Here is a 25,328-nt window from a genome sequence, read left to right on the forward strand (position 1 = left end):
CGGCACTCACTTCACCGAGCCCACCGGCGATGGCTGGACGCCCGAGGACATCAAGCAGAAGGGCGGCATCGCCCGAAGGCGTGAATCTGCTCTGCAAACAAAGGCGTAGAGCGCTTTCGGTGAACGCATGTAAACCGAAAACGCTCTAGGTCTGTGGGTCGTGGTCAGTGGAGGGGCAGGGTCTGCGGCTCCTCCTCCCGCCACGGGCCGATGGTCCGGGACAGGTCTTCGAACTCGACGCCGCTGTTTTCGAATGGATTGCATCCATGCTTGGCGCGGCCGATGGGTAGCGGGCGGCGCTGGCCCGGACGGGGCAGTGTGACCGGCGGAAGCCCCGCGAGCGGCTCTTCACAAGGGCCAACTCGCGCTGAGCGCGTGGACGGTGCGGGCATAATCCTCGCGGGCCTTCTCCCGCTTCTCCCGTTCCTCAGCCACGATCCGGCGGCACCGCATCTCGGTCTCGGTCTCGGTCTCGGTCTCGGTCTCGTGGCGCGTCAGGCCGTGGGCAAGCAGATGGGCGAACTCGTGCTCATCTCCCGTCAACTGGATGATGGCGGTCTGTTCCCGCTGGGCGGCATAGATATCGAAGAACTGACCCACCCAGCGGAGAAGAAAGCCGGGCTGCGGGAAGGCCGGACTATCCTCCAGCCAGTGGAGCCGGGCCACGGTGCTGCGCCAGCGCGTCACGGCACAGTGGAGGAAGTCCAGCGGCGCGGCTTTGGACAACTCGACACTAGCAAGAAGTCTGGCCACCTGGCCCCTCTCCCGCTTACCCCAGGGCAGGGGAGCGGGAGCGTGGGGGAAGGCTTCCACCCAGGCGTTGCACCACACCTCCCAGGCACCACCGAGGAGGCGCGCAGAGGTGCCTTTGCGGGCCTGAGGGCAGAGGCGCCGGAATGCACCTCGGCCGCTCCAGCGGCGCCAGAACGGCGGCGCCGGGCACCACGGGCAAGAGACAGGGCGTCTTCCGGGGACCAGCCGCGCTTGCGGCGCTGCCGCACGGTGGCGGGGGCAGGCCGCGCTTCTCGGCCAGGACGCAGACAGGCACTTCCCGGCCGCCGGGACCGGTCACCATATGCGTCTGCGGCCGGTTCAATGACTGCCCGCGCTTGTCCAGCCAGTGGACCTTGCCGGGAGCATATTCGGGGTCGCGCGTGTTGATCCGGTCCAAGCTCATTGTGCCACCTGGGTGCGGGCCAACGGCAGGATCGGCGAGTATGTCGTGGAGGAAGGTGCGGAAATCGCACCACAGCTCGTAGATGGTGCGCTTGCCCTGCCTTACTCGGTTCTTCGGGTCCCGGTGGGCGTTGCTCTCCTTGGGGAACCGCTTGTGCAGTTCCATCGTGGGGAGAGTTTCGACCAGGGGCAACAGGGCGGGTGCGCCGCCTCTGGGGCGTGGTATCACGCTTCCACTAGAACGTGACCCAGAGGCGCCGAAGCCTCTGTTTGTCCTCGGCTTATTGCCTTGCATCGGCTGCGCCATTGTCACGCGCAGATGTAAATGTGGCGCGGTAGTCATGGCTTGCGCTCCGGGGCTGGGCGCTGCCGGGCAGCAATGGCCATGACCCGCTCGGCCCACCAGACGGAGAGAGCCAGGGCGAGAACGAGATCATCGTGGGCGCCCTCGCGCCACGCGCCGTATTGGTCGGCCCCGCCTGCGGTTATCTTTACCCGGAAGTCGGCGAGTTCCCGAACGAGCGTGTCTGCATGATCGGCCTCGGCCGCGATCTTCAGGCGGCCATCCTGCAAGGCAAGCTGAAGGGCCGTCACCAAATCCCGCTTCGGCACGCGGAAGTGCCGCCCGCCGCCGTGGACGGTATCGCCGCCGGTAATGGTGACGGCGATGGGCGGCACCCGCTCGCCCGTCAGCCCTTCAACGCGGTCGCGGTCGCGCCGCACGGCTTCCACATGGCGTCACGCATGAGCGAGAGCGCGAAGCGTTGGAGCGCCGGAGGCGGGTTGTCGAAGCCGAACCCCCTGAGGATCGCGGGCAAGCGACGCGCAGCAACTTCGATGCCCTCGGGTCTTGCGAGGTGCGCTTCATCGTCGTTGAGATGATCTGTCACCGCCTCAGGGTCGTCCGGCTCCTCCTCGGCTAGGCGTCTCCGGCTCTCCTCGTGAAGCCAGCGGTTCACCGCCGCCCGCACATCATCTTCGGTGGGTATGCTCAGCCGAGGGGCGGGCTGCTTCCCGCAGCCACTGGCTCGTTCCGCCAGCAGGCGCCGGGCTTCGGCGAAGAGGTCATCAACCGCAACCATCTCCCGGCGGTGGCGCCGGACGGCTTCCTTGAAGTTCTCGGTCCCGTAGGACCGGCATATCTCGGTCTTACCGATGATGGGTGGGATGTCGTTAGGAACGCGGCGGCGCATCCCCCAAGGACCACCATTAACCCGCGCAAGGCAGGGCACGGAGGCAAGTCCTCTCCCCCATGTGTAGTGGGCTTGTGTAGTGGCTCAGTGGAGTAGCGCCTCGGCAAAGCCTTGCTTTGCCTTGTGTCCTAGAGTTTCCTCATTGGGGCGTTGCGATGGCGGAGAGGGTGGGATTCGAACCCACGGTCCGCTTGCACGGACTTCGGTTTTCGAGACCGACGCGATCGACCACTCTGCCACCTCTCCGTGGCCAAGGCCCCTATAGGCAATCGCCCCGCCAGAGGCAACGCCTTCACCGCCGCGCCTTTCGCCCCAGCAGCCCCAGCAGGATCGCCACCCCGCAGGCCGCGGTATACATCCCGAAGGCATTCACATAGCCGATCATCGCCGCCTGCCGCTCGATCTCGCGCCCCAGCCGGGCCAGCCCGGCCTGGGTCTCCATCGTCCAGCCCCCCATCACCCAGGGCAGGCTGAGCGCCTCGTTGTAGGGCGAGATCATCTCCGTCATCCGGCTGTAATTCACCGTGCCGGAGCGGAGGATCTCCGAGACGCTCAACGAAATGAACAGCGAGGAGCCGATGTTGCGCAACAGGTGGAACAGCGACATCGCCTCCGCCAGCTGCCGGTTCTCCAGGCCGGAGAAGGTCATCACCGTCAGCGGCACCCAGACCACGCCCACCCCGACCCCCTGCATCAGCGCATTGGCCAGCAGCACATCGACCCCGGTGTTGAGGTCGAGCTGCGTCAGCCACAGCCCCTGCGCCACCAGGATGCCGAAGCCGATCGACATGCCGATCCGTGGGTCCCACCGCCCGATCAGCAGGGTCATCCCGAAGCCGATGGTCCCGCCGATGCCCCGGTAGCCGGTAATCAGCCCGATGATGCTGTCCGGGTAGCCGGCATGCTGCTGCAACAGGGAGGGCAGCAGCACCGTCGGGGTGAAATTCACCATGCCGTAGAGGAACACCAGCGCCAGCCCCAGCGCATAATTCCGGTCCAGCAGCAGCCGCAGATCGAGGAAGGGCCGCGCCGCCGTCAGGCTGTGCGCCAGGAAGATCCAGAAGGCGAGCCCCGCCACGCCGGTCTCGATGATGATCTCCAGGCTCTCGTACCAGTCCTGCCGCTGGCCGCGGGAGAGCACCAGCTGCAGGCTGGCGATCGAGATGGAGAGAGAGAGGAAGCCGAGCCAGTCCAGCGGCGTCCGCGCCGCCGGCCGGTCCGGCGGCAGGGCGAAGCGGAGCCCGAGCGCCGCGATCACCCCGGCGGGGACGATCATGTAGAAGGCCCAGCGCCAATTATACATCTCCGCCAGCACGCCGCCGAGCGCCGGCCCGATCACCGGCCCCAGCACCACCGTCATGCCGAAGATGGAACTCACCAGCCCCGCCCGGTTCCGCGGGAAGCTGTCCAGCACCGTCGCATTGGCCAGCGGCACCACCGGCGCCCCGGCGCCGCCCTGCAGGATGCGCCAGGCGACGATTGCCTCCAGGCTCTCCGCCTGGCCGCAGAGATAGGTCGCCAGGGTGAAGATCGAGACGCTTCCCACCATCACCTGCCTGCGGCCATAGCGGGCCACCAGGAAGCCGGTCATCGGCGTGACGATGGCGGTGGCCAGGATGTTGAAGGTGGTGGTCCAGGCGATCTCGTCGGCCGTCGCCGCGAAGCTGCCCTGCATCTGCGGCAGCAGGGTGGAGGCGACCAGCAGCGTCGTCGCATAGAGCGTCGAGGCCAGGACCACCGCCGCCATGATGAGGATGCGGCGGGGGAGCGGCAGGTCGAGGATCGCCGGAGGGTCTGCCATCCTCGCTCGTTCCTTTCCCTTTTCCTTGTCGCCCAGGCAATGGTAGCCTAGGCAACAAGCAGGCCAATCTGCAACCTGTCCCAGAGAACAGTTCCAGAAAACCGTCCCGGAAAACCGCCCCTGAGCGCGCCGCTGAACGAGATCGACGATCGCCGGACCATCGGCTTCCTGCTCTCGGACGTCGCCCGGATGATGCGTGCTGCCTTCGATCGCCGGGTACGCCGGCTCGGCCTCACCCGCTCGCAGTGGCTGGTTCTCTCCCTGCTGCATCGCCGCCCGGGCGTCAGCCAGTCTGAGCTGGCAGAAATGCTGGAGGTGGAGCGCGCCGCGGCGGGCCGGATGGTGGATAGGCTGGAGCGCCGCAACTGGCTGGTCCGTCGCCCCGATCGGCTGGACCGCCGTGTCAACCGCCTCTACCTGACGGCGGAGGCCGATGCGGTGCAGGCGGAGATGGGCCGCATCGCGGTGGAATTGCTGGACGATGCCATGGCCGGGCTGGGCGCGGAGGAGCGGGAGGCTCTTTCCGACATGCTGGAACGGGTCAAGGCGCAGCTCCAGGGCATGTCGCCCCGCGCCGCATCGTCGCCGGATGCCCGGCCGGGGCTTTCGCCATGAGCAGCTTCCGCCGGCGCGCCCTGCTGCGCCTTGCCCTGCTGGTGCTGGTGCCGGCTGCCATCATCGCCGGGGGTCTGGCCTTCTGGCTCACCGGCGGCCGCTTCGTCACCACCGAGAACGCCTATGTGAAGGCGGACATCGTCCAGATCGCGCCGGAGATCGCCGGCCGCGTCGCCGAGGTGGCGGTGCGGGACCATGCCCGCGTCCAGTCCGGCGAAGTGCTGCTGCGGATCGACCCGGAGCCCTTCCGCCTGGCGCTGGCCAAGGCGGAGGCGGAGCTGGACAGCGCCCGCGCCCAGGTGGAGACCGCCCGCGCCACCTACCACGAAACCCTGAGCGAGCTGGGCGAGCTGGAAAGCCGGGCGGAATTCCTCTCCCGCCAGGCGCGGCGGCAGCAGGACCTCGCCGCCCGCGGCGTCTCCCCGGCCGCAAGGCTGGAGGAGACGCTGAGCGACGCCCAGGTGGCGCGGGAACGCATCAACGTGCTGCGCCAGCGTCTGGCCAGGCTGCTGACGACGCTGAAGGGCAACCCCGAACTTCCCACGGACGACCACCCCAGCGTGCGGGAACAGCTCGCCGAGCGCGACCGCGCCGCCCTCGACCTGGCGCGTACCGTGGTGACGGCGCCGGTGGGCGGCACCATCGTAAACATGCGGCTGCAGCGCGGGGAGCAGGTGCGGGCGGCGACGCCGGTCTTCTCCCTGGTCTCGGAACGCCGGCCCTGGGTGGAGGCCAACCTGAAGGAGACCACCCTGACGCATGTGGCGCCCGGCCAGCAGGTGAAGGTGGTGCTGGACATCTACCCGGACCTGGCCTGGGTGGGGGTGGTGGAAAGCATCAGCCCGGCCACGGGCGCGGAATTCGCCATCCTGCCGCCGCAGAATGCCTCGGGGAACTGGGTGAAGGTGGTGCAGCGCCTGCCGGTGCGGGTGCGGCTGGAACCCTTCCCGGGGGAGCCGCCGCTGCGGGCGGGGGCGACGGCGACGGTCGCCATCGACACCGGGCGGCAAAGGCAGTTCGGCGACCTGACGGCGGGGGTGCTGGGGCTGTTCCGGGATAGCGCACAGGCGGCGAGCGGGGAGAAGACGGCGCGGGCGCAGTGACCGGGGGGACCTTGCCCCTCCCGAGCTCACCCGACCAAAGGCCGAAAGGCCTTTGGAAACCATGAGTTGGCGCGAGCGGGTTCAGCCCGCCGGCTCAAGGGGCAGGGGCCCCCTCATTCGAAGCCGAGGAAGCCCTCCATCCCGGCGATATCCGGCATCGCCGCCAGCTTCGCCAGGTCCGGCACCGGCCGTGACAGCGCCGCATCCCCCGCCAGCGCCGCTTCCAGCGCCGCCGCCACGCCCAGCACGAAGGCATCGCCGCCGCGCGGGCCGACGATCTGCAAGCCGAAGGGCATGCCCTTCTCGTCCACGCCCATGGGCAGGCTCACCGCAGGGTGGCCGGTCAGGGTCACGTAATAGGCGAGCGCCAGCCAGTGGAAGTAGCTGCGGGTCGGCTGGCCATCGATCTCCTTCGGGTAAAGCTCCCGCCAATTGCGCGGGCTGATGGTGATGGCCGGCGTCACCAGCACGTCGTAGCGCTCGAAGAAGCGCTGGAAATCGCGGTAGATCCTGGCTTGCAGCTGCGCCGCGCGGGCGCCGTCGGCCAGGCTGTAGCGCAGCCCTTCCTCGACATTGGCGATGACGTTCGGGCCGCAATCCTGCGGCCGCGTCCGCACCTTCTCCCCATGCGCCGTCAGCATGATCTGGGCGCGCAGCACCTCGAAGGCTTCGTCACCGCCGCGGCAATCGGGATGCGCCGCCTCGGCCGAATGGAACAGGCGGGAGATGGCCCCGACCCGCGCCTGGAAGGCGCGGCGGACGATGCCCTCGGTCGGCGCCTCGCTCAGATCCTCGGAGAAGGCGAGCTTCAGCGTGCCGAGATCGATACCGCGCGGCGGGTGGAAGAGCGCCGGCTCGCCCCGCACCGGGCGGGCGTGCAGCGTGTAGGCCAGCGGGTCGCGTGCATCGTCGGAGACCATGGCGGAGAGCAGCAAGCAGGCATCCGACACGTTGCGTGCCATGGGCCCCAGCACCGGCAGGGTGGACCAGCCATGCGCCCGCTTCTCGGAGGGCACCAGCCCGCCGCTCGGCCGGTAGCCGAGGATGCCGCAGAAGGCGGCCGGGTTGCGCAGCGAGCCGCCGGTGTCGGAGCCGGAGCAGAGCGGCGCCATGCCGACGGCGAGCGCCGCCGCCGAACCGCCGGAAGAGCCGGCGGCGGAGCGGGTATTGTCGAAGGGGTTGCCCGTGGCGCCATAGACGCGGTTGCGGGTATTGGCGCCCAGGCCGAATTCCGGCGTGTTGGTCTTGCCGATGACGATGCCGCCCGCTGCCCGGATGCGTGCCACCATGGCGCAATCGGCCTCGGGCACGAAGTCGGCGAAGATCGGGCTGCCATAGGTGGTGCGAAGCCCCTCGGTCTCCTCCAGATCCTTGATGCCGACCGGCAGCCCATGCAGCGCACCGAGCGGCCCGCCCGCCATCACCGCCGCCTCCGCCTGCCTTGCCGCCTGCCGCGCCCGGTCCGTATCCAGTGCCACCATGGCGTTGAGCTTCGGGTTGGTCGCCGCGGTGCGGGAGAGGCAGCTCTCCAGCAGTTCAACAGGGGAAAGCGCCTTGCGCCCGATGAGGCGGCGCGCCTCGAGCGCGGTGAGGTCGCAGGGTTCGGTCATGCGCCGAGTTCCTTCAGGTAAAGGGCAAGCGTGCAGTCGTCAAAGCAGGCGAAGAGGAGGTCGATTCCGTCGCCTGCCTCGCGGCAGGTGGCGACGGCGATGCGGCAGGCCGCCTCGGCCGGGTAGCCATAGATGCCGGTGGAAATGGCAGGGAAGGCGATGGAGGTGCCGCCCACCTGGCGCAGCAGCGCCAGCGAGGCGCGGTAGCAGGCGGCGAGCAGCGCGGCCTCATCCGCCGTGCCTCCCTGCCAGACCGGCCCCACCGCGTGGATGACGTGGCGCGCCGGCAGGTTGAAGCCCGGCGTGATGCGCGCCTCGCCCGTGGGGCAGCCGCCGAGATGCCGGCAGGCTTCGAGGAGCTGCGGACCCGCTGCCCGGTGCACCGCCCCATCCACCCCGCCGCCGCCCCGCAGCCCGCTATTCGCCGCGGTGACGATGGCATCCAGCGCCAGGGTGGTGATGTCGGTCTTCAGCGCGCGCATCGGCCGGCTATTCATCATGTCGTCAGCAATGCGGCAGGGTCGCGCCATGGCGGATCGCCCGAACCCCGCTGCCGGCGTCCTGTCGCGGCCTTGCCGCGACAGGCTGTGCCGGCGCGCCGCTCATGCGCACCTCCGGGGCCCCCGCGGCTCTGCGCAGCAACGTCGTGGGGAACTCAATACCCCAGCGCGCAGCCATCCTTGCGCGGGTCGCTGCCGCCGACCAGCACGCCGCGCTTGCGGTCCATCAGGATCGCCTGCCCGCCGCCATGCGGCCGCTCGATCAGCGCGACCTCATGCCCCAGCCGGGTCAGCCGGTCGAGCACCGCGCTCGGGATGCCCCGCTCCACCTCCACCACGCCCTTGCTGGGCGAGGGGAAGAGCCGCGGCAGGTCGATCGCCTCCTGCACATCCAGACCGAATTCGAAGTGGTTGGTGAGGAACAGCGTCTGCCCCATGGGCTGGAAATGCCCGCCCATCACGCCATAGGGCATGAGGCACTGGCCGCCCTGCATCACCATGCCGGGGATGATGGTGTGCATCGGGCGCTTGTTCGGGGCGATGCAGTTCACATGGCCTTCCTGCAGCCGGAAGCCGAAGCCGCGATTGTGCAGCATGACGCCCGACTTCTCGGCCAGGATGCCGGAGCCGAAGCTCTCGAACAGGCTGTTGATGAAGGAGCAGGCATTGCCCTCCGCATCCACGACGCAGAGATAGACCGTGTCCTTGTGCTTCGCGAGGTCCGCCGTGCCGGCCGGCGGCAGAAGCTTCATCGCCCCGTCGTCGCGGATCAGGCCGCGCAGCGCGGCGAGATAGGCCGGGTCCGTCAGCTTCGCCACCGGCACGTCCACCTGGCTGGGATCGGCCAGGAAGGCGTCGCGGTCGCGATAGACCAGGCGCGCGGCCTCGATATGGCGGTGGTAGCGTTCGGCGCTCAGCGGGCCCTGCTCCGGCGTCGCGAAGCCGCCGAGGATGCCGAGGATCTGCAGCACATGCATCCCGGAGCCATTGGGCGGGCACTGGAACACCGTCATGCCGCGCCAGTCGATGCTGATCGGCTCGACGAACTCCGCCAGGTGCTGGCCGCGGGCGAAGTCCTCCTCGGTGTGCAGCCCCCCCAGCGCCCGCAGCGTGGCGACCATGTCGGCCGCGATCTCGCCCTCATAGAAGGCGCGGGCGCCGCGCTCGGCGATGGCGCGCAGCGTCTTCCCCAGCTCCGGCTGCCTGAAGACATGCCCGGCCTTGGGGGCCTCGCCATTCGCCAGGAAGCGGCGGGCGGAGGCGGCGTTGCCGCGCAGCTTGCCGGCCGCCTCGCCCCAATCCAGCGCCACGCGGGGATGGACCGGGAAGCCTTCCTCCGCGCAGCGGATCGCCGGCTGCAGCAGCTCGCCCAGCGGCTTGCGGCCATGGGTCTTGTTCAGCTTCTCCCAGGCGGAGATGGCGCCGGGCACGGTGACCACGTGGGGGGAGGTGTTGACCAGGGTACTGACCTGCCGCGCCCGCAGCGCTTCCGGCGTCGCCGCTGCCGGCGCCCGGCCGCTGCCATTCAGCGCGATGGGCTTGCTGGCCCCGGCCGGGGCGTAGAGGCAGAAGCAGTCGCCGCCGATGCCGGTGCTCTGCGGCTCCACCACCCCCAGCACGGCCACGGCGGCGATGGCGGCGTCCAGCGCATTGCCGCCGGATTTCAGCACCTCCAGCGCCGTCAGCGTGGCGATGGGCATGGAGGTCGCGGCCATACCGCCGGTGGCGTAGACGGCGCTGCGGCCGGGGGCGTGGAAGTCGCGCTTCATGGACGGGTCTTTCGTGGATCGTCAGCCGGGGTGGACCGGGAGGCTTTGCATGACGGCGGCGTCACGGCAACCCTGGGGATCCCTGGCCTGGCGGCGTGTCCCAGGCCGCGCCGCAGGGCGGGGAGGGCAGGCGGATCTCCCCCCCCGGCGAGCGGCAGGGGGGCCGGGGCAGCGGCCCCTGACCATGGGGGAGGGCTCGCCGCCCTTCCCGCCATCCCCCGCCCCGCGCTATGCCTCTTCCATGGCCGATGTCATCGCCTATTCCGACTTCGAGAAGGTCGACATCCGCGTCGGCACCATCGTCGACGCCCAGCCCTTCCCGGAGGCCCGGAAGCCCGCCATCAAGCTCTGGGTGGATTTCGGCGCGCCGCTCGGGGTGAAGCGCAGCTCCGCGCAGATCACCGCGCATTACGCGCCGGACCGGCTGATCGGCCGGCAGGTGGTGGCGGTGGTGAATTTCCCGCCGCGGCAGATCGGCCCCGTCCTGTCCGAGGTGCTGGTGCTCGGCGTGCCGGACGAGAATGGCGATGTGGTCCTGCTGAAGCCGGACATTCCGGTGCCGATCGGCGGGCGGATGTTCTGATGCAGAGCGCCAGCCCCGCCCCCCGCTACTACGCCGTCAGCTGGGACCAGCTCCACCGGGACAGCAAGGCGCTGGCCTGGCGGCTGGTCGGCCTGGGCAAGCTGAAGGGCGTCGTCGCCATCACCCGCGGCGGGCTCATCCCCGCGGCGATCGTGGCGCGGGAGCTGGAATGCCGCCTCATCGAGACGGTCTCCGTCGTCACCTATGACGAGGAGGTGCGCGGCGCGCCGCAGGTGGTGAAGCCGCCATCGGCGGCCAGCGATGGCGAGGGCTGGCTGCTGGTGGACGATCTGGTGGATACCGGCACCACGGCGAAGGTGGTGCGCGCCCTGCTGCCCAAGGCGCATTTCGCCACGGTCTATGCCAAGCCCGCCGGGCGGCCGCTGGTGGATACCTTCGTCACCGAGGTGTCGCAGGACACCTGGATCCTGTTCCCCTGGGACACCGAGGCGCAGTTCATCCCGCCGATCGCGCGGAGCACGGGGCCGTAGTCGGGGCAGGGCATCGTGGCAGCGCCGCAGCCCCGCCTGGCTCCCCCCTGGGTCCGCTGTTCGAACCGACGCGCCCAGCTCCAGGTTTCCAAAGGCCCTTCGGCCTTTGGCAGGGGGAGCCCGAGGGGGACGGCGTCCCCCTCGGGGTCACGCCGCGGGCGCCTCCTCCTTGCTCACCAGCACCTTGTCCACGCGCCGCCCATCCATATCCATGATCTCGAACCGCCACCCGGCCCAGACGATCCGGTCGCCCTCCCGCGGCACCCGCCGCAGCAGCGCCAGCATCAGCCCCGCCACCGTGTGGTAGGTGCCGCGCGCCGGCAGCTCCGGCAGGTCCAGCCGCGCCCGCAACTCGTCGCTCGGCATCATGCCGTCCAGCAGCAGGCTGCCATCGGCGCGCTGCACCGCCTCGCCCGGCGCCGCCGGCTGTTCCTCCGGCCCCAGCTCGCCGATGATCGCCTCCAGCAGGTCGCTGGCCGTCACCACGCCCTCGAAGCTGCCATACTCGTCCAGCACCAGGGCGATGCCGAGTGGGTCGTGCCGCATCCGCTCCAGCGCATCCATGGCCGAGAGGCTATCCGGCAGCACCAGGGGTTGGCGCAGCGCGCGGGCGATGTTCAGCCCCTCGCCTTCCAGCGCCAGATCCAGCAAGTCCTTCGCCACCACGACGCCCACGACGTTGTCGATCCGCCGGTCCGCCACCACGAAGCGGGTCACCGTATGCGCCCGCAGGCAGGCGGCGACATCGGCCGGCGCGGCGTTGCGGTCGATCCAGGCGACGTCGTTGCGCGGCGTCATCAGCGCCCGCACCGGCTTGTCCGCCAGGCGCAGCACGCGCTCGATCATGTGCCGCTCCTCGCGCTCGAGGGCGCCGGCCTCGACGCCCTCGGCGACCACCGCCTTCACCTCCTCCTCCGTCACCGCCTGGTCCTGGGGCCCGGTGGCGCCGAACAGCCGCAGGACGAGGTTGGAGGATTGCCCGAGCACCCAGACCACCGGCCCGGTCCAGCGCGCCAGCCAGGCCATGGGCCGCGCCACCGCCACGGCGAAGCGCTCCGGGTCCCGCAGGGCGAGTTGCTTCGGCACCAGCTCCCCCAGGATGAGGTTGGCGTAGGTGATGGCGACGACGACCAGGAAGAAGGCCGTCTCCGTCGCCAGCGGCGCGAAGCCCGGGATCTTCGCCAGCACCTCCGCCAGCGGCCCGGCCAGGCGGGCGCCGCCGAACACGCCGGCCAGGATGCCGACCAGGCTGATGCCGACCTGCACCGTGGGCAGGAAGCGCTCCGGGTCCTCGGCCAGCGCGAGCGCCGCCGTGGCCCCCGGGCTGCCCAGCCGCTGCATCGCCAGCAGCCGGCCGCGTCGGGCGGAGACGATGGCCAGCTCGCTGAGGGCGAAGGCGCCGTTGAGCGCCACCAGCAGCAGCAGGACGGCAATTTCGATGACGGTATCCATGCGCCGCCCTATACCGCCTTCCGCTTCCGGGCAGGGAGGGGCGGCGGGAATAAAGGCACGGCTCGGCATGGATCCTGCCGTGGGACACGGTATCAAATTATCAACAAATTCTATTGGACGGGGACGCCCTCCGCATTTACCCTTTCTTCATCCCGGAGGAGAGCGCAGCATGTCGGACCAGCCCCTTTCCGCCACCCTGCTCGCCTTCCCGCAGCGCCCGGAGGACCGGCTCCGCCGCGCCCTGCGCGGGCTGGAGGAGGCCCTGGCGGACCAGGCCGCGGCGGTGGCCGGGCTGCGCGCCGAGCTTGGCGCCCTGTCCGGTGCCGTGGCCGGGCTGCAGGGCAGCATGGCGGAGTATGCCGGAGAACTGGACCGCACCGCCGCCGCCGTCGCCGGGGCCAGTGCTGCGGCCCGCACGCTGGACGCGACCGCCGACCGGATGCTGCGCACCGCCAGCGCCTGATACCCGGCTTGGAAGGTTCTCGCTTTCCAGCCGGGTATCGCGCGCAGGGTTGATATGGCGGCTGCACGCCGGACTCCCGTGAGCGGGGTTGGCGTGACGGCTGCGCGCCAAAGTCAAGAATACGCCGGCCGCGCGCCGGTGGACCGGCATCGGTCAGCGTGTCGCGCGGCCGGCATGAGCCGCCTTGCCCCGGCGCTGGCATCCGTCGCCCTTCCGCCGCAGGATGGCCGGGGAGGACGCCGCATGCCGCATGAGCTGATCGCCGAATTCCGCCGCGCCCGGGTGGTGCCCGTCATCCGCACCCACAGCGCCGAACACGCCGCCACCGCTTGCGACTGGCTGCGGGCGGCGGGCCTGCGCATCCTCGAAATCACCCTCACCACGCCGGATGCGGTCGGGCTGATCCGGGGCCTGGCGGCAGAGCCTGACCTCATCATCGGCGCCGGCACGGTCCCGGATGTGGCGGCGGCGGAGGCCTGCCTCGCCGCCGGGGCCCGCTTCCTCGTCACCCCCTGGGTGGCGCCGGAGATCGTGGCCGCCGCCCATGCCGCCCGGGCCTGCGCCATGCTCGGCGCCGCCACGCCCACGGAGATCCGCGCCGCGCTGGCCGCCGGGGCCGATGTCGTGAAGATCTTCCCGGCATCTTCCTTCGGCGGCCCGGCGCATGTGAAGGCGGTGCGCGCGGTCTTCCCCGAGGCGGTCTTCTGCCCGACCGGCGGCGTCGATGCCGCCAATGCGCCCGACTACCTGGCGGCCGGCGCCGCTTTCGTCGGCATCGGCGGCAAGCTGGTGGACGAGGCCGCCATCGCCGCCGGCAAGCGGGAGGTCATCGCCCGCGCCGCCCGCGACGCGCTCGGCCTGATGCAGGCCTGAGGGTGGGGGAGGGGACGATGCCCGACATAATCGGCCTCGGCGAGCCGATGCTGGAGTTGAACCAGCTGCCCCCCGATGGCAGCGGCCGAAGCCTCTACCTGGAGGGCCATGGCGGCGACACCAGCAACGCCGCCATCGCCGCCGCCCGCCAGGGCGCCAGCGCCGGCTATCTGACGGCGATCGGCCAGGACCGGCCAGGCGACTCCTTCCTGGCGCTCTGGCAGCGGGAGGGGGTGGAGGCCCGCCATGTGCTGCGCCGGGCGGAGGCGCCCACGGGCCTCTACATCGTCACCCATGACAAGGACGGCCACCATTTCACCTTCTACCGGAAGGGCAGCGCCGCCAGCCTGCTGACCCCGGCCGAGATCCCGGAGGAGGCCATCCGTGGCGCGCGGGTGCTGCATGTCTCCGGCATCTCCCAGGCCATTTCGCCCAGCGCCTGCGATGCGGTGTTCCACGCCATCGCGGTGGCGAAGGCGGCGGGGGTGACGCTGTCCTACGACAGCAATCTCCGCCTCGGCCTCTGGCCCGCGGCGCGGGCAGCGGCGGTGATCCATGCGGCCATCGCCCAGGCGGATATCGCCCTGCCCTCGCTCGACGATGCCCGGGCGCTGACGGGGCTGGAGGCGCCGGACGCCGTCGCGGATTTCTACCTCCGCCTCGGCTGCAGGCTGGTGCTGCTGAAATGCGGCAGCGAGGGCGTGGTGGTGGCGACGCCCGCGCGCCGCACCCGCATCCCGCCCCACAAGGTAAAGGCGGTGGATGCGACGGGGGCGGGCGACACCTTCGCCGGCGCCTTCCTTGCCCGCTGGGTGGCGGGGGATGCGCCGGAGGAGGCGGCCCGCTACGCCAATGCGGCGGCGGCGCTCTCCACCACGGGCTATGGCGCCATCGCGCCCATCCCGCGGCGGGAGCAGGTGCTGGAATTGCTGCGGCAGGGCTGAGGGCGGCGCCGATACCCGGCGCGGAAGATCCCGCGGTTCCGGGCCTCGTCTCATGTGACGGGCCGGGGTGTGGCGGCTGCGCGCCGAGCCGTCAGCTCACCGGCCGCATGGCTGAGGGCGGGCATGGGTCAGCACCTCGCACTGCCGGTATGAGAAGGTCGTTGCCCAGGGCCGGAAGTGCAGCACCGGGTGGCCGGGGCCGGCGCCATGATTCAATGGCGCGGGCCTGCGAAGTCCGCGCTCGGTTCCGATTGGGGCATGGCAGCGGGGCCGCCATCCCGGAGCGAGAGCAGGCTCCGGCCCGGCGCCTGCCGCATCGCGCTCCGCGGCGATCGCCGCCCATGCCGGCCGCGCGAAATGCCGGCCGATGTCGTTCCAGGGGCGCCGGCAGGTATGCCCCCGATTTGACGCGCAGCCGTCACACCAACGCTGCGCGCGCTATCCGGCTTCGAGAGGCGGGACTTTCGGAGCCGCGTATCAGGCACTCATGCGCTATTCCGCCTTGATCCCGGCGCTCCGGGCGATCCCCTGCCAGGTGGCGAGTTCCGCGCGGATGCGGGCCGCGAATTCCTCCGGCCCGGTGAAATCCGGCACTGCCGCCTGGGTGGCGAGCTTCGTGCGGGTATCGGCCGTGTTGGTGACAACGGCCAGGTCCCGCGCCATGCGCGCCACCAGGGCCAGCGGCGTCCCGGCCGGGGCCATCAGGCCGAACCACAGGCCGGAATCCGGCACCGGAAAGCCGAGCTCCGCCATGGTCGGCACCTCCGGCAGCTCCGGGGCGCGCTTCGGCCCGAGGATCGCCAGCGGCCGGATCTGGCCGGCCTGGTAGGGGCCGACCGCCCCTGCCATGCCGTGGGAGAGCAGCGGTACGCGGCCGCCGATCACGTCCTGCATCAGCGGCGCGGTGCCGCGATAGGGCACATGAGTCAGGGAGATGCCGAGCGCGCGGCACAGCGTCTCCCCGCCGAAATGCCCGGTGCCGCCGACGCCGGTGGTGCCATAGGCCAAGGCGCCGGGCTGGGCGCGGGCGGCTGCTGCCACCGCGCCGAGGTCGCGCCAGGGCTGGTCGGCGGCGCACCAGAAGACATTGGGCGCGGTGCAGAAGGTGCCGATGGGGGCGAAGCTGTCGGGCAGGGCGTAGGGCAGGCTGGGATGCACCGCAGCATTCAGCACCACCGCGTTGGAGGCGAAGAACAGGGTCAGCCCGTCCGGCGCGGCGCGCGCCACCACCTCCGCCGCGACGGAGGAGGAGGCACCGGCACGATTCTCCACCACCACGGTCTGGCCCCAGGCTGCCTGCAGGGCGGTGGCGGCGAGGCGGCCGATGAAATCGGTCGGCCCGCCCGGCGGGTAGCCGATGAGCAGCCGCACCGGGCGGTCGGGCCAAGGGGCCTGGGCGGGGACCTGGGCGCGGCCGGCAGAGGCGATGAGCAGACCCGGCAGGGCGAGCATCCCACGGCGCGTCGCCGCGGCGGTGATGGACATAGGCGTTTCTCTCCCGAGGCAGGCGGGCGCCCGAAGGCGCGCCGCCAGGGACGGGAACGGTAGCCCGGGAACCGGCACGGCGTGAATGTCGGTCCGGGCGGTGGCGCGAAGGGGAGAGGGAAGGGGGCTGCCGCCATGCCCCGCCAGGGCCGCTTCCCCCAAGAGGCCGATCCTGGACCCGTGCCGGGCTAGTGGCCTGCCGATCCGCTGCGTTCGTGGGAAATCCCGCGCACTTCGCGGGCAGGATACTGGAGCAATATCCGATCAGGCGGAATCGCCTGACCGGATTTCTTGCTCTGGAAACCCAAAATCTAGAGCGGCTTATCTCCGACCTGATGGATCGCGCCGTGATCCATCAGGTCGGAGGCTGCTCCGGGCCGAAGGCGCCGGGGGCGATGCGTTGGGCGGATGCCCCTTATCCGGAGCGGCGATTGGGCAGGGCTGGCGCGGGCCGGCATCCTCCGGCCGAACCGAGGGCGCGACGCCCCATCACCAAGCCTGGAAGCCACCCCGATGCTGTTCCGTATGGTCTTCGCCGCCACCATGTTCGTCACCGGCATCGGCACCGCCCATGCCGCTGCCTTCCAACTGGCCGGCGGCAGCGCGGCGCTGCCGATCATGCATGTGGCGGCTCCGGCAACCTCGCTGGCGGCAGTGGCGGCACGCGGCTGAGCACCCGGCCGCATGGCTCACCGTCATACGCCGGCTCCGCAACGCCGCACGGCGGCAGCGCCGGGCAAGACCCCCGGCGCAGGTTGGTCGAGCGCCGCGCACCCGCCCCGGTCCGGCCCAGCGTCCAACCGGGCGATTCACGCCATCCGGCGGCGCCCCCTCGGGCGGTCGCGCCCTATCGCCGCAGCACCGTCTCGATCACCTGCGCCCGTACCGTCACCCGGCCGCCCTGGGCCTGGGCCTGCCGGATCCCTGCCGCCAGCGCCGAGAGATAGGTGTCGGACTGCTCCACCGTCGGTCGCCGCTGGGTGAAGATCGGCCGGTCGGAGGCGAAGACCAGCGCCAGGTCGGTGCCGAAGGGCTCGTCCACTTCCCAACCGGTGAAGCCGCCGCTCGGCTCGCCCAGTCGGGGCCGGGCATTCGCCGCCTCGGGGCGGGAGGGGACGAGATGCGCCACCTCCCCCGACTGCATGAAATAGGCGACGTAGAGCTGCGCCGGCACCGGCGGCATGCCGACATCCATGCGCAGCAGTTCGCCCTTGGCGAAGGGCTGGGTGCCGATCAGCGTCACGCTCGGCGCCCCGTCCGGTGCTGCGGCGACCGGCCGCACCAGCTCCAGCGCCTGGCAGTAGGGGCCCTCGAAGGCGGTCATCTGCAGCCGCACCGCCTCCGGCGGCACGCCGCGCGCCGCGATCGCCTGCTGCACCGCCGCCTCACCCCCCCGGCGCAGCACGCCGGAGATGGTGAGGGAGGTGGGGGTCGCGCTCCAGGTCAGCAGGCTGCAGGGCGCGGCGGCCACGGCGGCGGCGCCGGCCTGGCGCAGATCATTGGCCAGCTTCTCCGCCCGACGGCGCTCCTCCTCGGCGCGCTGCTGGGCGCTGAGCGCCGTCTGCCGGGTGGCTTCCTCCCGCGCCCGCTGCTCGGCGACCTGGCGCTCCGCCTCGGCCTGGGCGGCGGCTTGGCGCTGGGCCTGCTCGGCACCGGCGGCAGCCTGGCGGGCGGCGTCCTCGCGTGCCCGGCGCTCCACCTCGGCCCGGGCCGCCGCTGCCTGCTCGGCGGCGATCCGCTGCCGCTCCAGCTCCGCCGCGCGCGGATCCATCTGGGCGTCCTGCCGGGGCGGCGGGGCCGGGATGGGCGCCGGGGTCTCGGAACCGAGCAGGAAGAAGGCCGCGACGCCCGCCGCCACCAGCGCCGCCGCGCCACCGCCGGCGATGAGCGGCAGGCTGGATCCCTTCCCGCCCTCCGCCTTGGCCCCGGCGGCCGGGGGCGGGGCGGGCGGGGCAGGGGCCCGGGAAACGGCGGGGGCCGCGTCGAAGGGGTCGGCCGTCCGCCCCGCCAGCGGCGCGGCCGGCACGGCGGCGGGCCGGGCGCCCTGCACCAGGGTGGCTTCCGGATCCGCCTCCGCCGGCAGGGGCGGGGGCGGCGCCTCGCCGGAGGCGGCGCGGCGGATCGCCTCGGCGAAGGCCGTCGCGGTCGGCCAGCGATCCTCCGGCCGCTTCGCCAGCGCCTTGGCCACCACCGCGTCGAAGGCGCGGGGGCAGGTGCCGGCGAGCTGGCTGGGCGGGATCGGCTCCGCGTTCATCACCTTGTGCATCAGCGCCGCCAGGCCGCCATCGAAGGGCTTCTCGCCCGTCAGCAGCTGGTAGAGCATGACGCCGGCCGCCCAGATATCGGCCCTGGCATCCACCGTCTCGCCGCGCAGCTGCTCCGGCGCCATGTAGCTCGGCGTGCCCATGACCGTGCCGACCTGGGTCATGGAGGAGTTTTCCAGCCGGGCGATGCCGAAATCGGCCATCTTCACCGTGCCGTCCGCGGCCAGCATGATGTTGGCCGGCTTGATGTCCCGATGCACCACGCCGCGGCCATGGCTGTAGGCCAGCGCCGAGAGCACGCCATCCATCAGCCGGACGATCTCGGCGACCGGGAAGCGCTCCTTCCGGTCGAGCCGGTCCTTCACCGAGCCGCCCTCGACCAGCTCCATCACAATCCAGGCGGTCTCGGCGTTCTCGCCATAGTCATACACGCCGACGATGTTGTTGTGGGCGAGGCGCCCGGCGGCCTGGGCTTCCCGGCGGAAGCGGGCATGCGCCTCCTCGCCTTCCGGGTCGCCGGGCGGCGGCTTCTTCACCACCTTGATCGCCACCCGGCGCTCGATCAGCCGGTCCACCGCCTCATAGACCGTCCCCATGGCCCCGGCGCCCAGGGTGCCGCGCAATTCGTATTTTCCGGCAATCTCGTTCGGCAGCATGTCGCGCAGCTATCCCGATCCCGCTTGCGGGCGCGCCCCGGCCGGAGGGCGAGACGCCCCTCCGGGAACCGTTCCGTCCCCAGCCCGGCGGCACTCTACAGCCATCGCGCAAAAAGCGCGCGTCCTGTCTGCAAAATAGCGCAGGGATGGCGGCGGCGGCCGGATCGGACAGCGCGCACCCCGCGGCAGCCTCTCGGCGAGCCGGCCTGACAGGGGCGGGAAGCCTGGCGCGCCGGCATGCCGCACCGGACCCCGCAGCCCTTGCCGCGGAAACTCGGCCAGCCGGGACGGCGCTTCGGCGGGCGCCTGATCGTCCCGCTTGAACGGCGAGCCTTTCATTGGGAGTGGCTGGCTGACCCGGTGCGCCCCAGCCGAGCCCATGGTCAATCGACCAAACGCACCGTGCGCGACATTCCAGTGAATTCGCGGACTTGCCAAGCAGACCAACCCTTGTCATGAGTCCGACGCCATCCAGTCAATCCGGCGTAATGAATCCCGCGGGCGGGGCGTGTCCTGCCGTGATTATTGCCGGAGGAGGGGGCGGTATTCGGGGCAATCTGCTCCGGCCCGGTGCCGCATGGCGCCATGGCTTGGAGCGGGGCACTGTCCTGGAGCAGACACTCATATCGCACATAACCTGCCGGCGCGGTGACCTGGGGATCGCAGTTCGGCCAGATCTGATGCCGGGTCGGTAATTGCGCCATTTGCTTCCTACCAACCGGCGACGTCCTTCGCTGCGGGCCTACGCGCTGGGCCTCACCGCCCTGGCCATGATCCCGACCTTCGGGGTGGGGGCCGGCACCGTGTTCCTGGTCCTGCGCGATCTGCGCCAGACCTTCGAGATGCGCCTCGGCGACACGGCCGATGCCGTCGCCGTGGCCCTGAACCGCCACCTGGAGGTGCGCCGCGCCGTCCTCGACACCCTGGCCCAGTCCAGCGGGCTCGACCGGCCGGAGGTCCCTGATCCGCGCTTCGTCCGGCATGCCCGCAACACCGACGCGGCGCTCGGGCTGCCGATCTCGCTTCGACTGCCCGACGGGACCGTCATGCTGCGCACCGACGAGCCACCGGGCACGCAGCCCCACTACGTGCCGCCGGACCGGGCCTTCGAGCGTGCCCTCACGACGCGGCTTCCGACCCTTGACAATCTGGAGGTCGCCCAGGCACGGATCCTGCCCCTCATCGTGCCGGTGGTGCGGAACGACGAGGTGGTGGGCCTGCTCGCGACCCGGCTCTCCCAGGCCTCGCTGACCGCCCTCCTCAAGGAGGCGAGGCCGGACACCGTGCTCTTCGCCAATATCGTCGATGGGAACGGTCGGGTGGTCGCCCGCGATCCGGTGAACCAGAATGTCGGCAACATGGCGCCGGACTGGATCCGGGCGGCCCAGCTCGACACCGCGACGGGGCATGAGAGGATCGCGCGGGGGCGGTCGCTCGCCGGCGTCGACATCCTCGCCGCCGTCCGCCCCGTGCCGGACGCCCCGGGATGGGCCGTTGTGGTGGCCGCCCCGCTCGCCGACTACGAGAAGATGGCCAGCCTGCCCCTGCGCTCGCTGGTCCTCGGCGGCGCCGTCATCCTGCTGGGCGCCTTCGCCGCCGCCTTCGCCATGGCTAGGCGCCTCACCCAGCCCATCGTGGCCCTGACCCGGCATGCCGAACGGGTGGCCCTGGGGGTGACGCGGCCCGTGGCCCCGCCCGCGGGGCCTTTCGTCGTCAAGGAGCTGGAGGCGCTCCGCCTCGCCCTGCTGCGGGCCGAGGAGCACCAGCGCCTCCTGGTGCAGGAGGTCAATCACCGCGCGAAGAACCTGCTGGCCGTCGTGCAGTCGGTGGTCAACATCACCAAGGCGGAGAGCATCCCGCAATTCGTCCGGGCGGTCACCGCGCGCATCTTCGCCCTGGCCCGGGCCCATTCCCTGCTGGCCCAGCATGGCTGGCACGGCGCCGAGCTGCGGCTCGTCGCGGCGCGGGAGCTCGAGACCTTCCTGGCCTCGGGCCATCTCATCCTGGACGGCCCGCCCGTCGCCCTGGCCGCAACTGCGGTGCAGCCGGTCTCGATGATCCTGCACGAGCTGGCGACCAACGCCGCCAAGCATGGCGCGCTCTCGCAGCCATCCGGCAGGGTGCGCCTGACCTGGCGCATCGCCGCGCAGGCGGAGGAGCTCGCCCTGCACTGGGAGGAGAGGTTCGGGCCCCTGCTGGCGGCCCCGCCGACCCGGAAGGGCTTCGGCATCCGGATGGTGGACAACAGCGTGGCGCAGCTCGGTGGCCGGATCGAGCGGCACTGGCTGGTGACGGGGCTGGCCTGCGCCATCAGCCTTCCCCTCCCGCGGATCCTGCGCGAGCTGGTCCGGGCGCCGGAGCCGCCGCCGGACGAACCGGTCACGCCCGATCGGTAAACGCGCCGGAGCGGCCGCACGCCGGTCATGCCGGCGCGGCACCGCTCCAGCCTCTCGTCTTCACAGATGTTCTTGCGGCATTCCAGGTCGCGCGGCGATGCGCGCCTGGCTTGCAATGCCCTAGAGCATGCTGCGTTCGCTTGCGTGCACGCAGCATGCTCTAGGCCGTTGTTTTGCGAGCATCTTCACGCATTCAGATGATTCCATCTGAACGCGATCTGCCCTAACGCGCCGCCCTGGCCAGCGGGAAGCTGCGCAGGTCGCGCTGCGCGGTGCGGAACACCGCGTCCTGGCGGTGGCGCTTCTCGGCGGCGAGCACCGGCACCCGCCGCGTCACCCATTCACCGAGCGCGAGGGCCGAGATCCGCCCCTCCCCATCCATCGCCGCCCGGCCGGTCAGCCCCTCCCGCACCGCCACCGCGAACAGCCCATTCCGCTCGTCATAACTGTCCAGCGCCTCCTGCACCGAGGTGCTGGCGGCCAGGAGGAAGCGCCCGGTCTCGTTGCCCAGCGCCGCCAGGCTGTCCACCGTGAGCTGGCCGGCATGGCAGGTGTCGATGAACAGGAACCCGTCCCGCGCCCGCACCCGGGCCAGCGCCCCGACCAGCGCCTCGTCATCCAGCGCCTGCGGCCGCAGCACGGGGAAGGAGGAGATATCCCGCACATCGGCGGGCAGGAAGAGGAAGCGCCGGTCCGGCTCCGTCCGCAGCCCATGGCCGGCGATGTAGAGCACGAAGGTGTCCTCCGGCCGCGCCTGCTCCGCCAGCCGGTCCAGCGCCGCCAGCACGCCGGCCCGGCTTGCCTCGGCATCCGTCAGCAGCGTCACCTCCACGCTGCGGAACAGGTCCTGGCCGTTGCGCTTCAGCGTCTCCGCCACCGTCCTGGCATCCGCGACGGCGAAGCGGAGGTTCAGCTCCGGGTTGGCGTAGTGGTCCACGCCGATGGCCAGCACCAGCAGCCGCCCGGCATCGGGCGGTGGCGCCGCCTCGCCCTCCCGCCGCAGCTCCAGCACCGGGCCCTCGGCGAAGAGGCCGCGGTCCTCGGCATAGAGCCGCGTCGCCACCCGGTTCGGCCCGGGGTCCAGCGGCACCTCGATGGTGGTCTCGCCCTGGCCGGCGGCGCCGCGCGCGGCGATGCGGTCATTGACGACGACATCGAGCGGCCCGAGGCCGAGGCCGCGCGCCTGGGCCGTGAGGGTCAGGCGCAGCGCCGTGGCGCCGGGCGGGATCCAGGCCGCGCCGAAGGGCAGCGGCGTGCATCGGCCATCCTCCGCCACCGCGCAGGCGGCGCTGCCGGAGAGCAGCGGCAGCTGCCCGATCCGCTCCCGCACCGCGCCGAGCCCCGCCAGCCGCGCCACCGCCGGCACCTGGTCCCCGGCGATGCGGGCGCGGGTCTCGGCCGGGGCGAAGAGGGCGCGATAGGCCTGGCGGAAGCTGGCCCATTCCGGAGTCTGCGCCCGGCCGGCATTCAGGTGGACGCCGACCAGATCCTGCCCGCCCTCCGGCGCGTGGTCGAACAGCCCTTCCGGCGTGAACAGCACCCAGCGGCGGCCATCGGCATGGGGGAAGAGGGCGCCGCGCTCGGCGAAGCGGCCATCCGGCCGGCTGTCGTACCAGCGCAGCGTGCCGTCGCCGAGGGCTGCCACCACCGTGCCGTCCGCGGCGACGGCCAGGCCCCAGGCGGCGCCGGGCAGGGCGAAGGGCTCCCCCACCGGCCGCCCCGCGGCGTCGTAGCGGCGGAGCTGGGTGTCGGTACCGAGCAGGAACCCATCCTCCCGCGGCAGGATGGCAAGGCTGCGGGCGAACTCCCGGTCGTTCAGCCGGAGCTGCTGGGTGCCGAAGCGCGGCCGGTTGGCGCCGCGCCATTCATGGATCGGGATCCGGGGGGAGGCGGTGCGCGCCGCGTCCAGCGCCTCGGCCGGATCGGCCGGGGAGAGCCGGCCGGCGGCGACGTCGAAGACCAGGGGCGGCGCGCCCTGGGCCAGGGCGAAGCGCACCCGCTGGGCATCCGCCGAGACGGCGAGGCTGCCGGCGGTCAGCCGCCATTCCGCCGTCACCGGCCGCGGCGCCTGGGCCAGGCCGCCATCCGGCGCCAGCCTGCCCCAGCCGGGATCGTCGGCGGCGAAGGCCAGGCCGCCGCGCGGCAGGCGCAGCAATTGCGGAATGGCATCCCGCGCGGCGGGGATGTCCGTGGCCGGGCCCAGGCCGAAATCCGCCCAGCGGCGGATGACGAAGCCGCCCGTCCCGCCCGCCCGCCGGGCATAGCCCGCGGCATGCAGCTGCACGCCGCCCTGGCCATCCGCGGCCCAGGTGACGGCGGGCAGCCCTTCCCCCGCCAGCCCCGTCACATCGGGCGTCAGCACCGTGCGGAGATCGGGCAGGGCCAGGAGGTCGATGCGCAGCCTGTCCTCATAGCCCACGGCCAGCAGGCCACCGTCCGGGGAGAGGGCGAGGCCATAGGGGCTGGCATTGGCCAGCGGCACCTTCTCCGCCAGCTTCCGCCCGCCGGCCTCGTACAGCCGGATGCGGCCATCGGCGGCGCTGACCGCCAGGCGGTTGCCGGCATCGAAGGCCAGCATGCGGGCGGCGCCGCCATAGGCCGTGTCCTCGAAGACCGGCTGGCCGTTGCGCGCATCCCACACCCGGATGCCCGCCCGCCCGTCCAGCGCCGCGGCCAGCCGCGTGCCGTCCGGCGAGACGGCGAGGTGCAGCACCGGCGCCGGCAGGCCGGGCAGGCGCGCGACCATCCGGCGGGTCTCGGTGTCGAAGACATAGATGCAGAAGGCACCGTCCCAGGCGCGGCAGGTATGGCCACCGAGGAAGGCCCGCCTGCCATCGGCGGAAAGCGCCACGGCGTAGAGCTCGCCCTCCGCATCCGGCCCGATCGGCGGCCGCAGCACGCCGCGCGGCGTGCCCTCCGGCAGGGACCAGAGCCGCGCCGTCTTGTCGTCCGAGACGCTGACCAGCAGCCGCCCGGCGCCATCCGTGGCGAGGCGGGAGAGATGCGCGGTATGCGCCGCCGCCTCCACCCGCAGGATGGGGGCCTGCGGCGGCTGCCGCGCCTCCTGCGCCGCCGCCCCCGCCAGGCCGGCCGCCAGCAGCGCCAGCCCGCCAGGCCCCGCGCGCCGCATCACCCGGCCAGCTCGAAGCCGTTCCCGCTCTGCGCCGCCAGCTCCGCATTGGCGACGCTTTCGGAGAAGCCCTCGCGCCGGGCGATGTTGCTGGCGGCGAGCCTCCGCGCATCATTGTCCGCCACGGCGGGGCCGGCACCCTGGGCGCGGGAGTCGATGGCGCGCGGCGTCGCCAGCGCGCCGCGGGCGTTGAAGGCGCTCTGCTCGGCATAGCCCAGGCGCTGGCCGTCGGCCGTCTGCACCAGGGCGTAGCCGGGCGCCACGGGCCGGATCTGCACGGATTGCCGCGCGGCGAGCTGCCCGACCTCCGGCGCCCCGGCCTCCGGCCGCAGCTTCAGCGTGACCGGATTGCGCACCTGGGCATTCACCGGGGTGGTGTTGCGGCTGGCGATCACCGCCGCCTTGGTGCCCGGGGCGACGCTTTCCACCGCCGTGTCGAATTCCGCGCCGCGGCTGCCGATGCGCTGGTCGATGCTGCGGGCCAGCGCCACGTCGCGCTGGGTGCGGGCGCGGATGCTGGCCATCTCGCTCTCCGCCGCGCCGCGCGGCAGGCGGCCCTGCCGGTAGGCTTCCCGCACCTGCCGCACCTGGTTGAAGCGGCAATCCATGAGCTGGTTGAAGGCCGCCTGGGTGCGGTCCAGCTCCGCATTTTCCCGCCCGAGATCGGCGGCCAGGCTGGCGCGCAACCCGGCCTGGTCGGCATTCCGTTGCTGCAGCGCCGCGAGGTAGCCGCCCGCCGCCCCGGCCGCGCCGCCCGCCGCTGCGCCGATCAGGGCGGAGCGCCAGTCGCCGCCCGCGATGGCGCCGAGCGCCGCCCCGCCAAC

General features: G+C 72.0%; 20 protein-coding genes, 1 tRNA gene and 1 pseudogene. 9 read left to right on the forward strand and 13 right to left on the reverse strand.

Features of this window, described 5'->3' with window-relative positions:
• Window positions 1-348: 348 nt before the first annotated feature.
• From NJ376_RS22920 to NJ376_RS22940, 5 genes are all read right to left on the reverse strand, one after another.
• Complete coding sequence (locus NJ376_RS22920; RefSeq protein ID WP_252955611.1) at window positions 349-726, reverse strand: hypothetical protein; 378 nt, start codon at window positions 724-726, stop codon at window positions 349-351.
• A 789-nt stretch (window positions 727-1,515) separates the two neighbouring features.
• On the reverse strand, window positions 1,516-1,899 hold the full coding sequence (locus NJ376_RS22925) for a hypothetical protein (RefSeq protein WP_252955612.1): 384 nt from the start codon (window positions 1,897-1,899) through the stop codon (window positions 1,516-1,518).
• Window positions 1,866-2,408, reverse strand: coding sequence for a DUF6538 domain-containing protein (locus NJ376_RS22930; protein WP_370288554.1), 543 nt, complete (start codon window positions 2,406-2,408; stop codon window positions 1,866-1,868). Before NJ376_RS22930 ends, NJ376_RS22925 begins: the two co-directional genes overlap by 34 nt.
• Window positions 2,409-2,525: 117 nt before the next feature.
• A tRNA-Ser gene (locus NJ376_RS22935) sits at window positions 2,526-2,615 on the reverse strand.
• A 46-nt stretch (window positions 2,616-2,661) separates the two neighbouring features.
• Window positions 2,662-4,170: a DHA2 family efflux MFS transporter permease subunit gene (locus tag NJ376_RS22940; RefSeq protein ID WP_252955614.1), complete on the reverse strand. Its 1,509-nt coding sequence runs from the start codon at window positions 4,168-4,170 to the stop codon at window positions 2,662-2,664.
• A 189-nt stretch (window positions 4,171-4,359) separates the two neighbouring features.
• On the opposite strand from NJ376_RS22940, the gene NJ376_RS22945 reads away from it, so the two are divergent.
• Both NJ376_RS22945 and NJ376_RS22950 read left to right on the forward strand, forming a co-directional pair.
• Complete coding sequence (locus NJ376_RS22945) at window positions 4,360-4,785, forward strand: MarR family winged helix-turn-helix transcriptional regulator (RefSeq protein ID WP_252955615.1); 426 nt, start codon at window positions 4,360-4,362, stop codon at window positions 4,783-4,785.
• Window positions 4,782-5,888, forward strand: coding sequence for an HlyD family secretion protein (locus NJ376_RS22950; RefSeq protein ID WP_252955616.1), 1,107 nt, complete (start codon window positions 4,782-4,784; stop codon window positions 5,886-5,888). The genes NJ376_RS22945 and NJ376_RS22950 overlap by 4 nt, the downstream gene beginning before the upstream one ends.
• A 113-nt stretch (window positions 5,889-6,001) precedes the next feature.
• On the opposite strand, the gene NJ376_RS22955 is transcribed toward NJ376_RS22950, so the two are convergent.
• The 3 genes from NJ376_RS22955 to ggt all read right to left on the reverse strand — a co-directional run bounded on the left by NJ376_RS22955 (window position 6,002) and on the right by ggt (window position 9,767).
• Complete coding sequence (locus NJ376_RS22955) at window positions 6,002-7,498, reverse strand: amidase (protein WP_252955617.1); 1,497 nt, start codon at window positions 7,496-7,498, stop codon at window positions 6,002-6,004.
• Window positions 7,495-8,028, reverse strand: a complete 534-nt coding sequence (locus NJ376_RS22960) for an O-acetyl-ADP-ribose deacetylase (protein ID WP_370288555.1) — start codon at window positions 8,026-8,028, stop codon at window positions 7,495-7,497. The genes NJ376_RS22955 and NJ376_RS22960 overlap by 4 nt, the downstream gene beginning before the upstream one ends.
• Before the next feature lie 125 nt (window positions 8,029-8,153).
• Window positions 8,154-9,767, reverse strand: a complete 1,614-nt coding sequence (gene ggt, locus NJ376_RS22965; RefSeq protein WP_252955618.1) for a gamma-glutamyltransferase — start codon at window positions 9,765-9,767, stop codon at window positions 8,154-8,156.
• A gap of 241 nt (window positions 9,768-10,008) precedes the next feature.
• Between ggt and NJ376_RS22970 the strand changes: the two genes are divergently transcribed.
• Window positions 10,009-10,350 carry a tRNA-binding protein gene (locus NJ376_RS22970; protein ID WP_252955630.1) on the forward strand — a complete coding sequence of 114 codons (342 nt, stop codon included), beginning with the start codon at window positions 10,009-10,011 and terminating at the stop codon, window positions 10,348-10,350.
• Complete coding sequence (gene gpt / locus NJ376_RS22975) at window positions 10,350-10,841, forward strand: xanthine phosphoribosyltransferase (RefSeq protein WP_252955619.1); 492 nt, start codon at window positions 10,350-10,352, stop codon at window positions 10,839-10,841. The genes NJ376_RS22970 and gpt overlap by 1 nt, the downstream gene beginning before the upstream one ends.
• 147 nt (window positions 10,842-10,988) lie before the next feature.
• On the opposite strand, the gene NJ376_RS22980 is transcribed toward gpt, so the two are convergent.
• Window positions 10,989-12,293 carry a hemolysin family protein gene (locus tag NJ376_RS22980; protein WP_252955620.1) on the reverse strand — a complete coding sequence of 435 codons (1,305 nt, stop codon included), beginning with the start codon at window positions 12,291-12,293 and terminating at the stop codon, window positions 10,989-10,991.
• Window positions 12,294-12,462: 169 nt separating this feature from the next.
• Here NJ376_RS22980 and NJ376_RS22985 point away from each other — a divergent pair, with 169 nt between their 5' ends.
• From NJ376_RS22985 to NJ376_RS22995, 3 genes are all read left to right on the forward strand, one after another.
• Window positions 12,463-12,756 (forward strand): hypothetical protein, encoded by a 294-nt coding sequence (locus tag NJ376_RS22985; protein WP_252955621.1) that lies wholly within the window; start codon window positions 12,463-12,465, stop codon window positions 12,754-12,756.
• Window positions 12,757-12,999: 243 nt separating this feature from the next.
• Window positions 13,000-13,629, forward strand: a complete 630-nt coding sequence (locus NJ376_RS22990) for a bifunctional 4-hydroxy-2-oxoglutarate aldolase/2-dehydro-3-deoxy-phosphogluconate aldolase (protein WP_252955622.1) — start codon at window positions 13,000-13,002, stop codon at window positions 13,627-13,629.
• A gap of 17 nt (window positions 13,630-13,646) precedes the next feature.
• Window positions 13,647-14,573, forward strand: coding sequence for a sugar kinase (locus tag NJ376_RS22995; RefSeq protein WP_252955623.1), 927 nt, complete (start codon window positions 13,647-13,649; stop codon window positions 14,571-14,573).
• A 492-nt stretch (window positions 14,574-15,065) separates the two neighbouring features.
• Here NJ376_RS22995 and NJ376_RS23000 read toward each other — a convergent pair whose 3' ends face one another.
• A complete protein-coding gene (locus NJ376_RS23000; protein ID WP_252955624.1) occupies window positions 15,066-16,058 on the reverse strand; it encodes a Bug family tripartite tricarboxylate transporter substrate binding protein in 993 nt (330 codons plus the stop codon).
• A 513-nt stretch (window positions 16,059-16,571) separates the two neighbouring features.
• Between NJ376_RS23000 and NJ376_RS23005 the strand changes: the two genes are divergently transcribed.
• On the forward strand, window positions 16,572-16,730 hold the full coding sequence (locus NJ376_RS23005; protein WP_252955625.1) for a hypothetical protein: 159 nt from the start codon (window positions 16,572-16,574) through the stop codon (window positions 16,728-16,730).
• A 175-nt stretch (window positions 16,731-16,905) separates the two neighbouring features.
• Here the strand turns inward: NJ376_RS23005 and NJ376_RS23010 are convergent, their stop codons facing one another.
• On the reverse strand, window positions 16,906-18,978 hold the full coding sequence (locus tag NJ376_RS23010) for a serine/threonine-protein kinase (RefSeq protein ID WP_252955626.1): 2,073 nt from the start codon (window positions 18,976-18,978) through the stop codon (window positions 16,906-16,908).
• A gap of 704 nt (window positions 18,979-19,682) precedes the next feature.
• Here NJ376_RS23010 and NJ376_RS23015 point away from each other — a divergent pair.
• Entirely contained in the window at window positions 19,683-21,374 is a 1,692-nt protein-coding gene (locus tag NJ376_RS23015; RefSeq protein ID WP_252955627.1) for a sensor histidine kinase, read from the forward strand.
• 223 nt (window positions 21,375-21,597) lie between these two features.
• Here NJ376_RS23015 and NJ376_RS23020 read toward each other — a convergent pair whose 3' ends face one another.
• Both NJ376_RS23020 and NJ376_RS23025 read right to left on the reverse strand, forming a co-directional pair.
• Window positions 21,598-24,504 (reverse strand): caspase family protein, encoded by a 2,907-nt coding sequence (locus NJ376_RS23020; RefSeq protein WP_252955628.1) that lies wholly within the window; start codon window positions 24,502-24,504, stop codon window positions 21,598-21,600.
• A pseudogene (locus tag NJ376_RS23025) lies at window positions 24,504-25,328 on the reverse strand (hypothetical protein); the annotation flags it as partial. The pseudogene NJ376_RS23025 and the gene NJ376_RS23020, both read right to left, overlap by 1 nt.

It is taken from the genome of Siccirubricoccus soli, from assembly GCF_024178315.1.
GTDB lineage: Bacteria > Pseudomonadota > Alphaproteobacteria > Acetobacterales > Acetobacteraceae > Siccirubricoccus > Siccirubricoccus soli.

Bases quoted from the DNA above. Each gene is read 5' to 3' on its own strand.
- NJ376_RS22940 (WP_252955614.1), bottom strand. From the start codon at position 4,170: ATGGCAGACCCTCCGGCGATCCTCGACCTGCCGCTCCCCCGCCGCATC.
- NJ376_RS22945 (WP_252955615.1), top strand. From the start codon at position 4,360: ATGATGCGTGCTGCCTTCGATCGCCGGGTACGCCGGCTCGGCCTCACC.
- NJ376_RS22950 (WP_252955616.1), top strand. From the start codon at position 4,782: ATGAGCAGCTTCCGCCGGCGCGCCCTGCTGCGCCTTGCCCTGCTGGTG.
- NJ376_RS22955 (WP_252955617.1), bottom strand. From the start codon at position 7,498: ATGACCGAACCCTGCGACCTCACCGCGCTCGAGGCGCGCCGCCTCATC.
- NJ376_RS22960 (WP_370288555.1), bottom strand. From the start codon at position 8,028: ATGGCGCGACCCTGCCGCATTGCTGACGACATGATGAATAGCCGGCCG.
- ggt (WP_252955618.1), bottom strand. From the start codon at position 9,767: ATGAAGCGCGACTTCCACGCCCCCGGCCGCAGCGCCGTCTACGCCACC.
- NJ376_RS22970 (WP_252955630.1), top strand. From the start codon at position 10,009: ATGGCCGATGTCATCGCCTATTCCGACTTCGAGAAGGTCGACATCCGC.
- gpt (WP_252955619.1), top strand. From the start codon at position 10,350: ATGCAGAGCGCCAGCCCCGCCCCCCGCTACTACGCCGTCAGCTGGGAC.
- NJ376_RS22980 (WP_252955620.1), bottom strand. From the start codon at position 12,293: ATGGATACCGTCATCGAAATTGCCGTCCTGCTGCTGCTGGTGGCGCTC.
- NJ376_RS22985 (WP_252955621.1), top strand. From the start codon at position 12,463: ATGTCGGACCAGCCCCTTTCCGCCACCCTGCTCGCCTTCCCGCAGCGC.
- NJ376_RS22990 (WP_252955622.1), top strand. From the start codon at position 13,000: ATGCCGCATGAGCTGATCGCCGAATTCCGCCGCGCCCGGGTGGTGCCC.
- NJ376_RS22995 (WP_252955623.1), top strand. From the start codon at position 13,647: ATGCCCGACATAATCGGCCTCGGCGAGCCGATGCTGGAGTTGAACCAG.
- NJ376_RS23000 (WP_252955624.1), bottom strand. From the start codon at position 16,058: ATGTCCATCACCGCCGCGGCGACGCGCCGTGGGATGCTCGCCCTGCCG.
- NJ376_RS23005 (WP_252955625.1), top strand. From the start codon at position 16,572: ATGCTGTTCCGTATGGTCTTCGCCGCCACCATGTTCGTCACCGGCATC.
- NJ376_RS23010 (WP_252955626.1), bottom strand. From the start codon at position 18,978: ATGCTGCCGAACGAGATTGCCGGAAAATACGAATTGCGCGGCACCCTG.
- NJ376_RS23020 (WP_252955628.1), bottom strand. From the start codon at position 24,504: ATGCGGCGCGCGGGGCCTGGCGGGCTGGCGCTGCTGGCGGCCGGCCTG.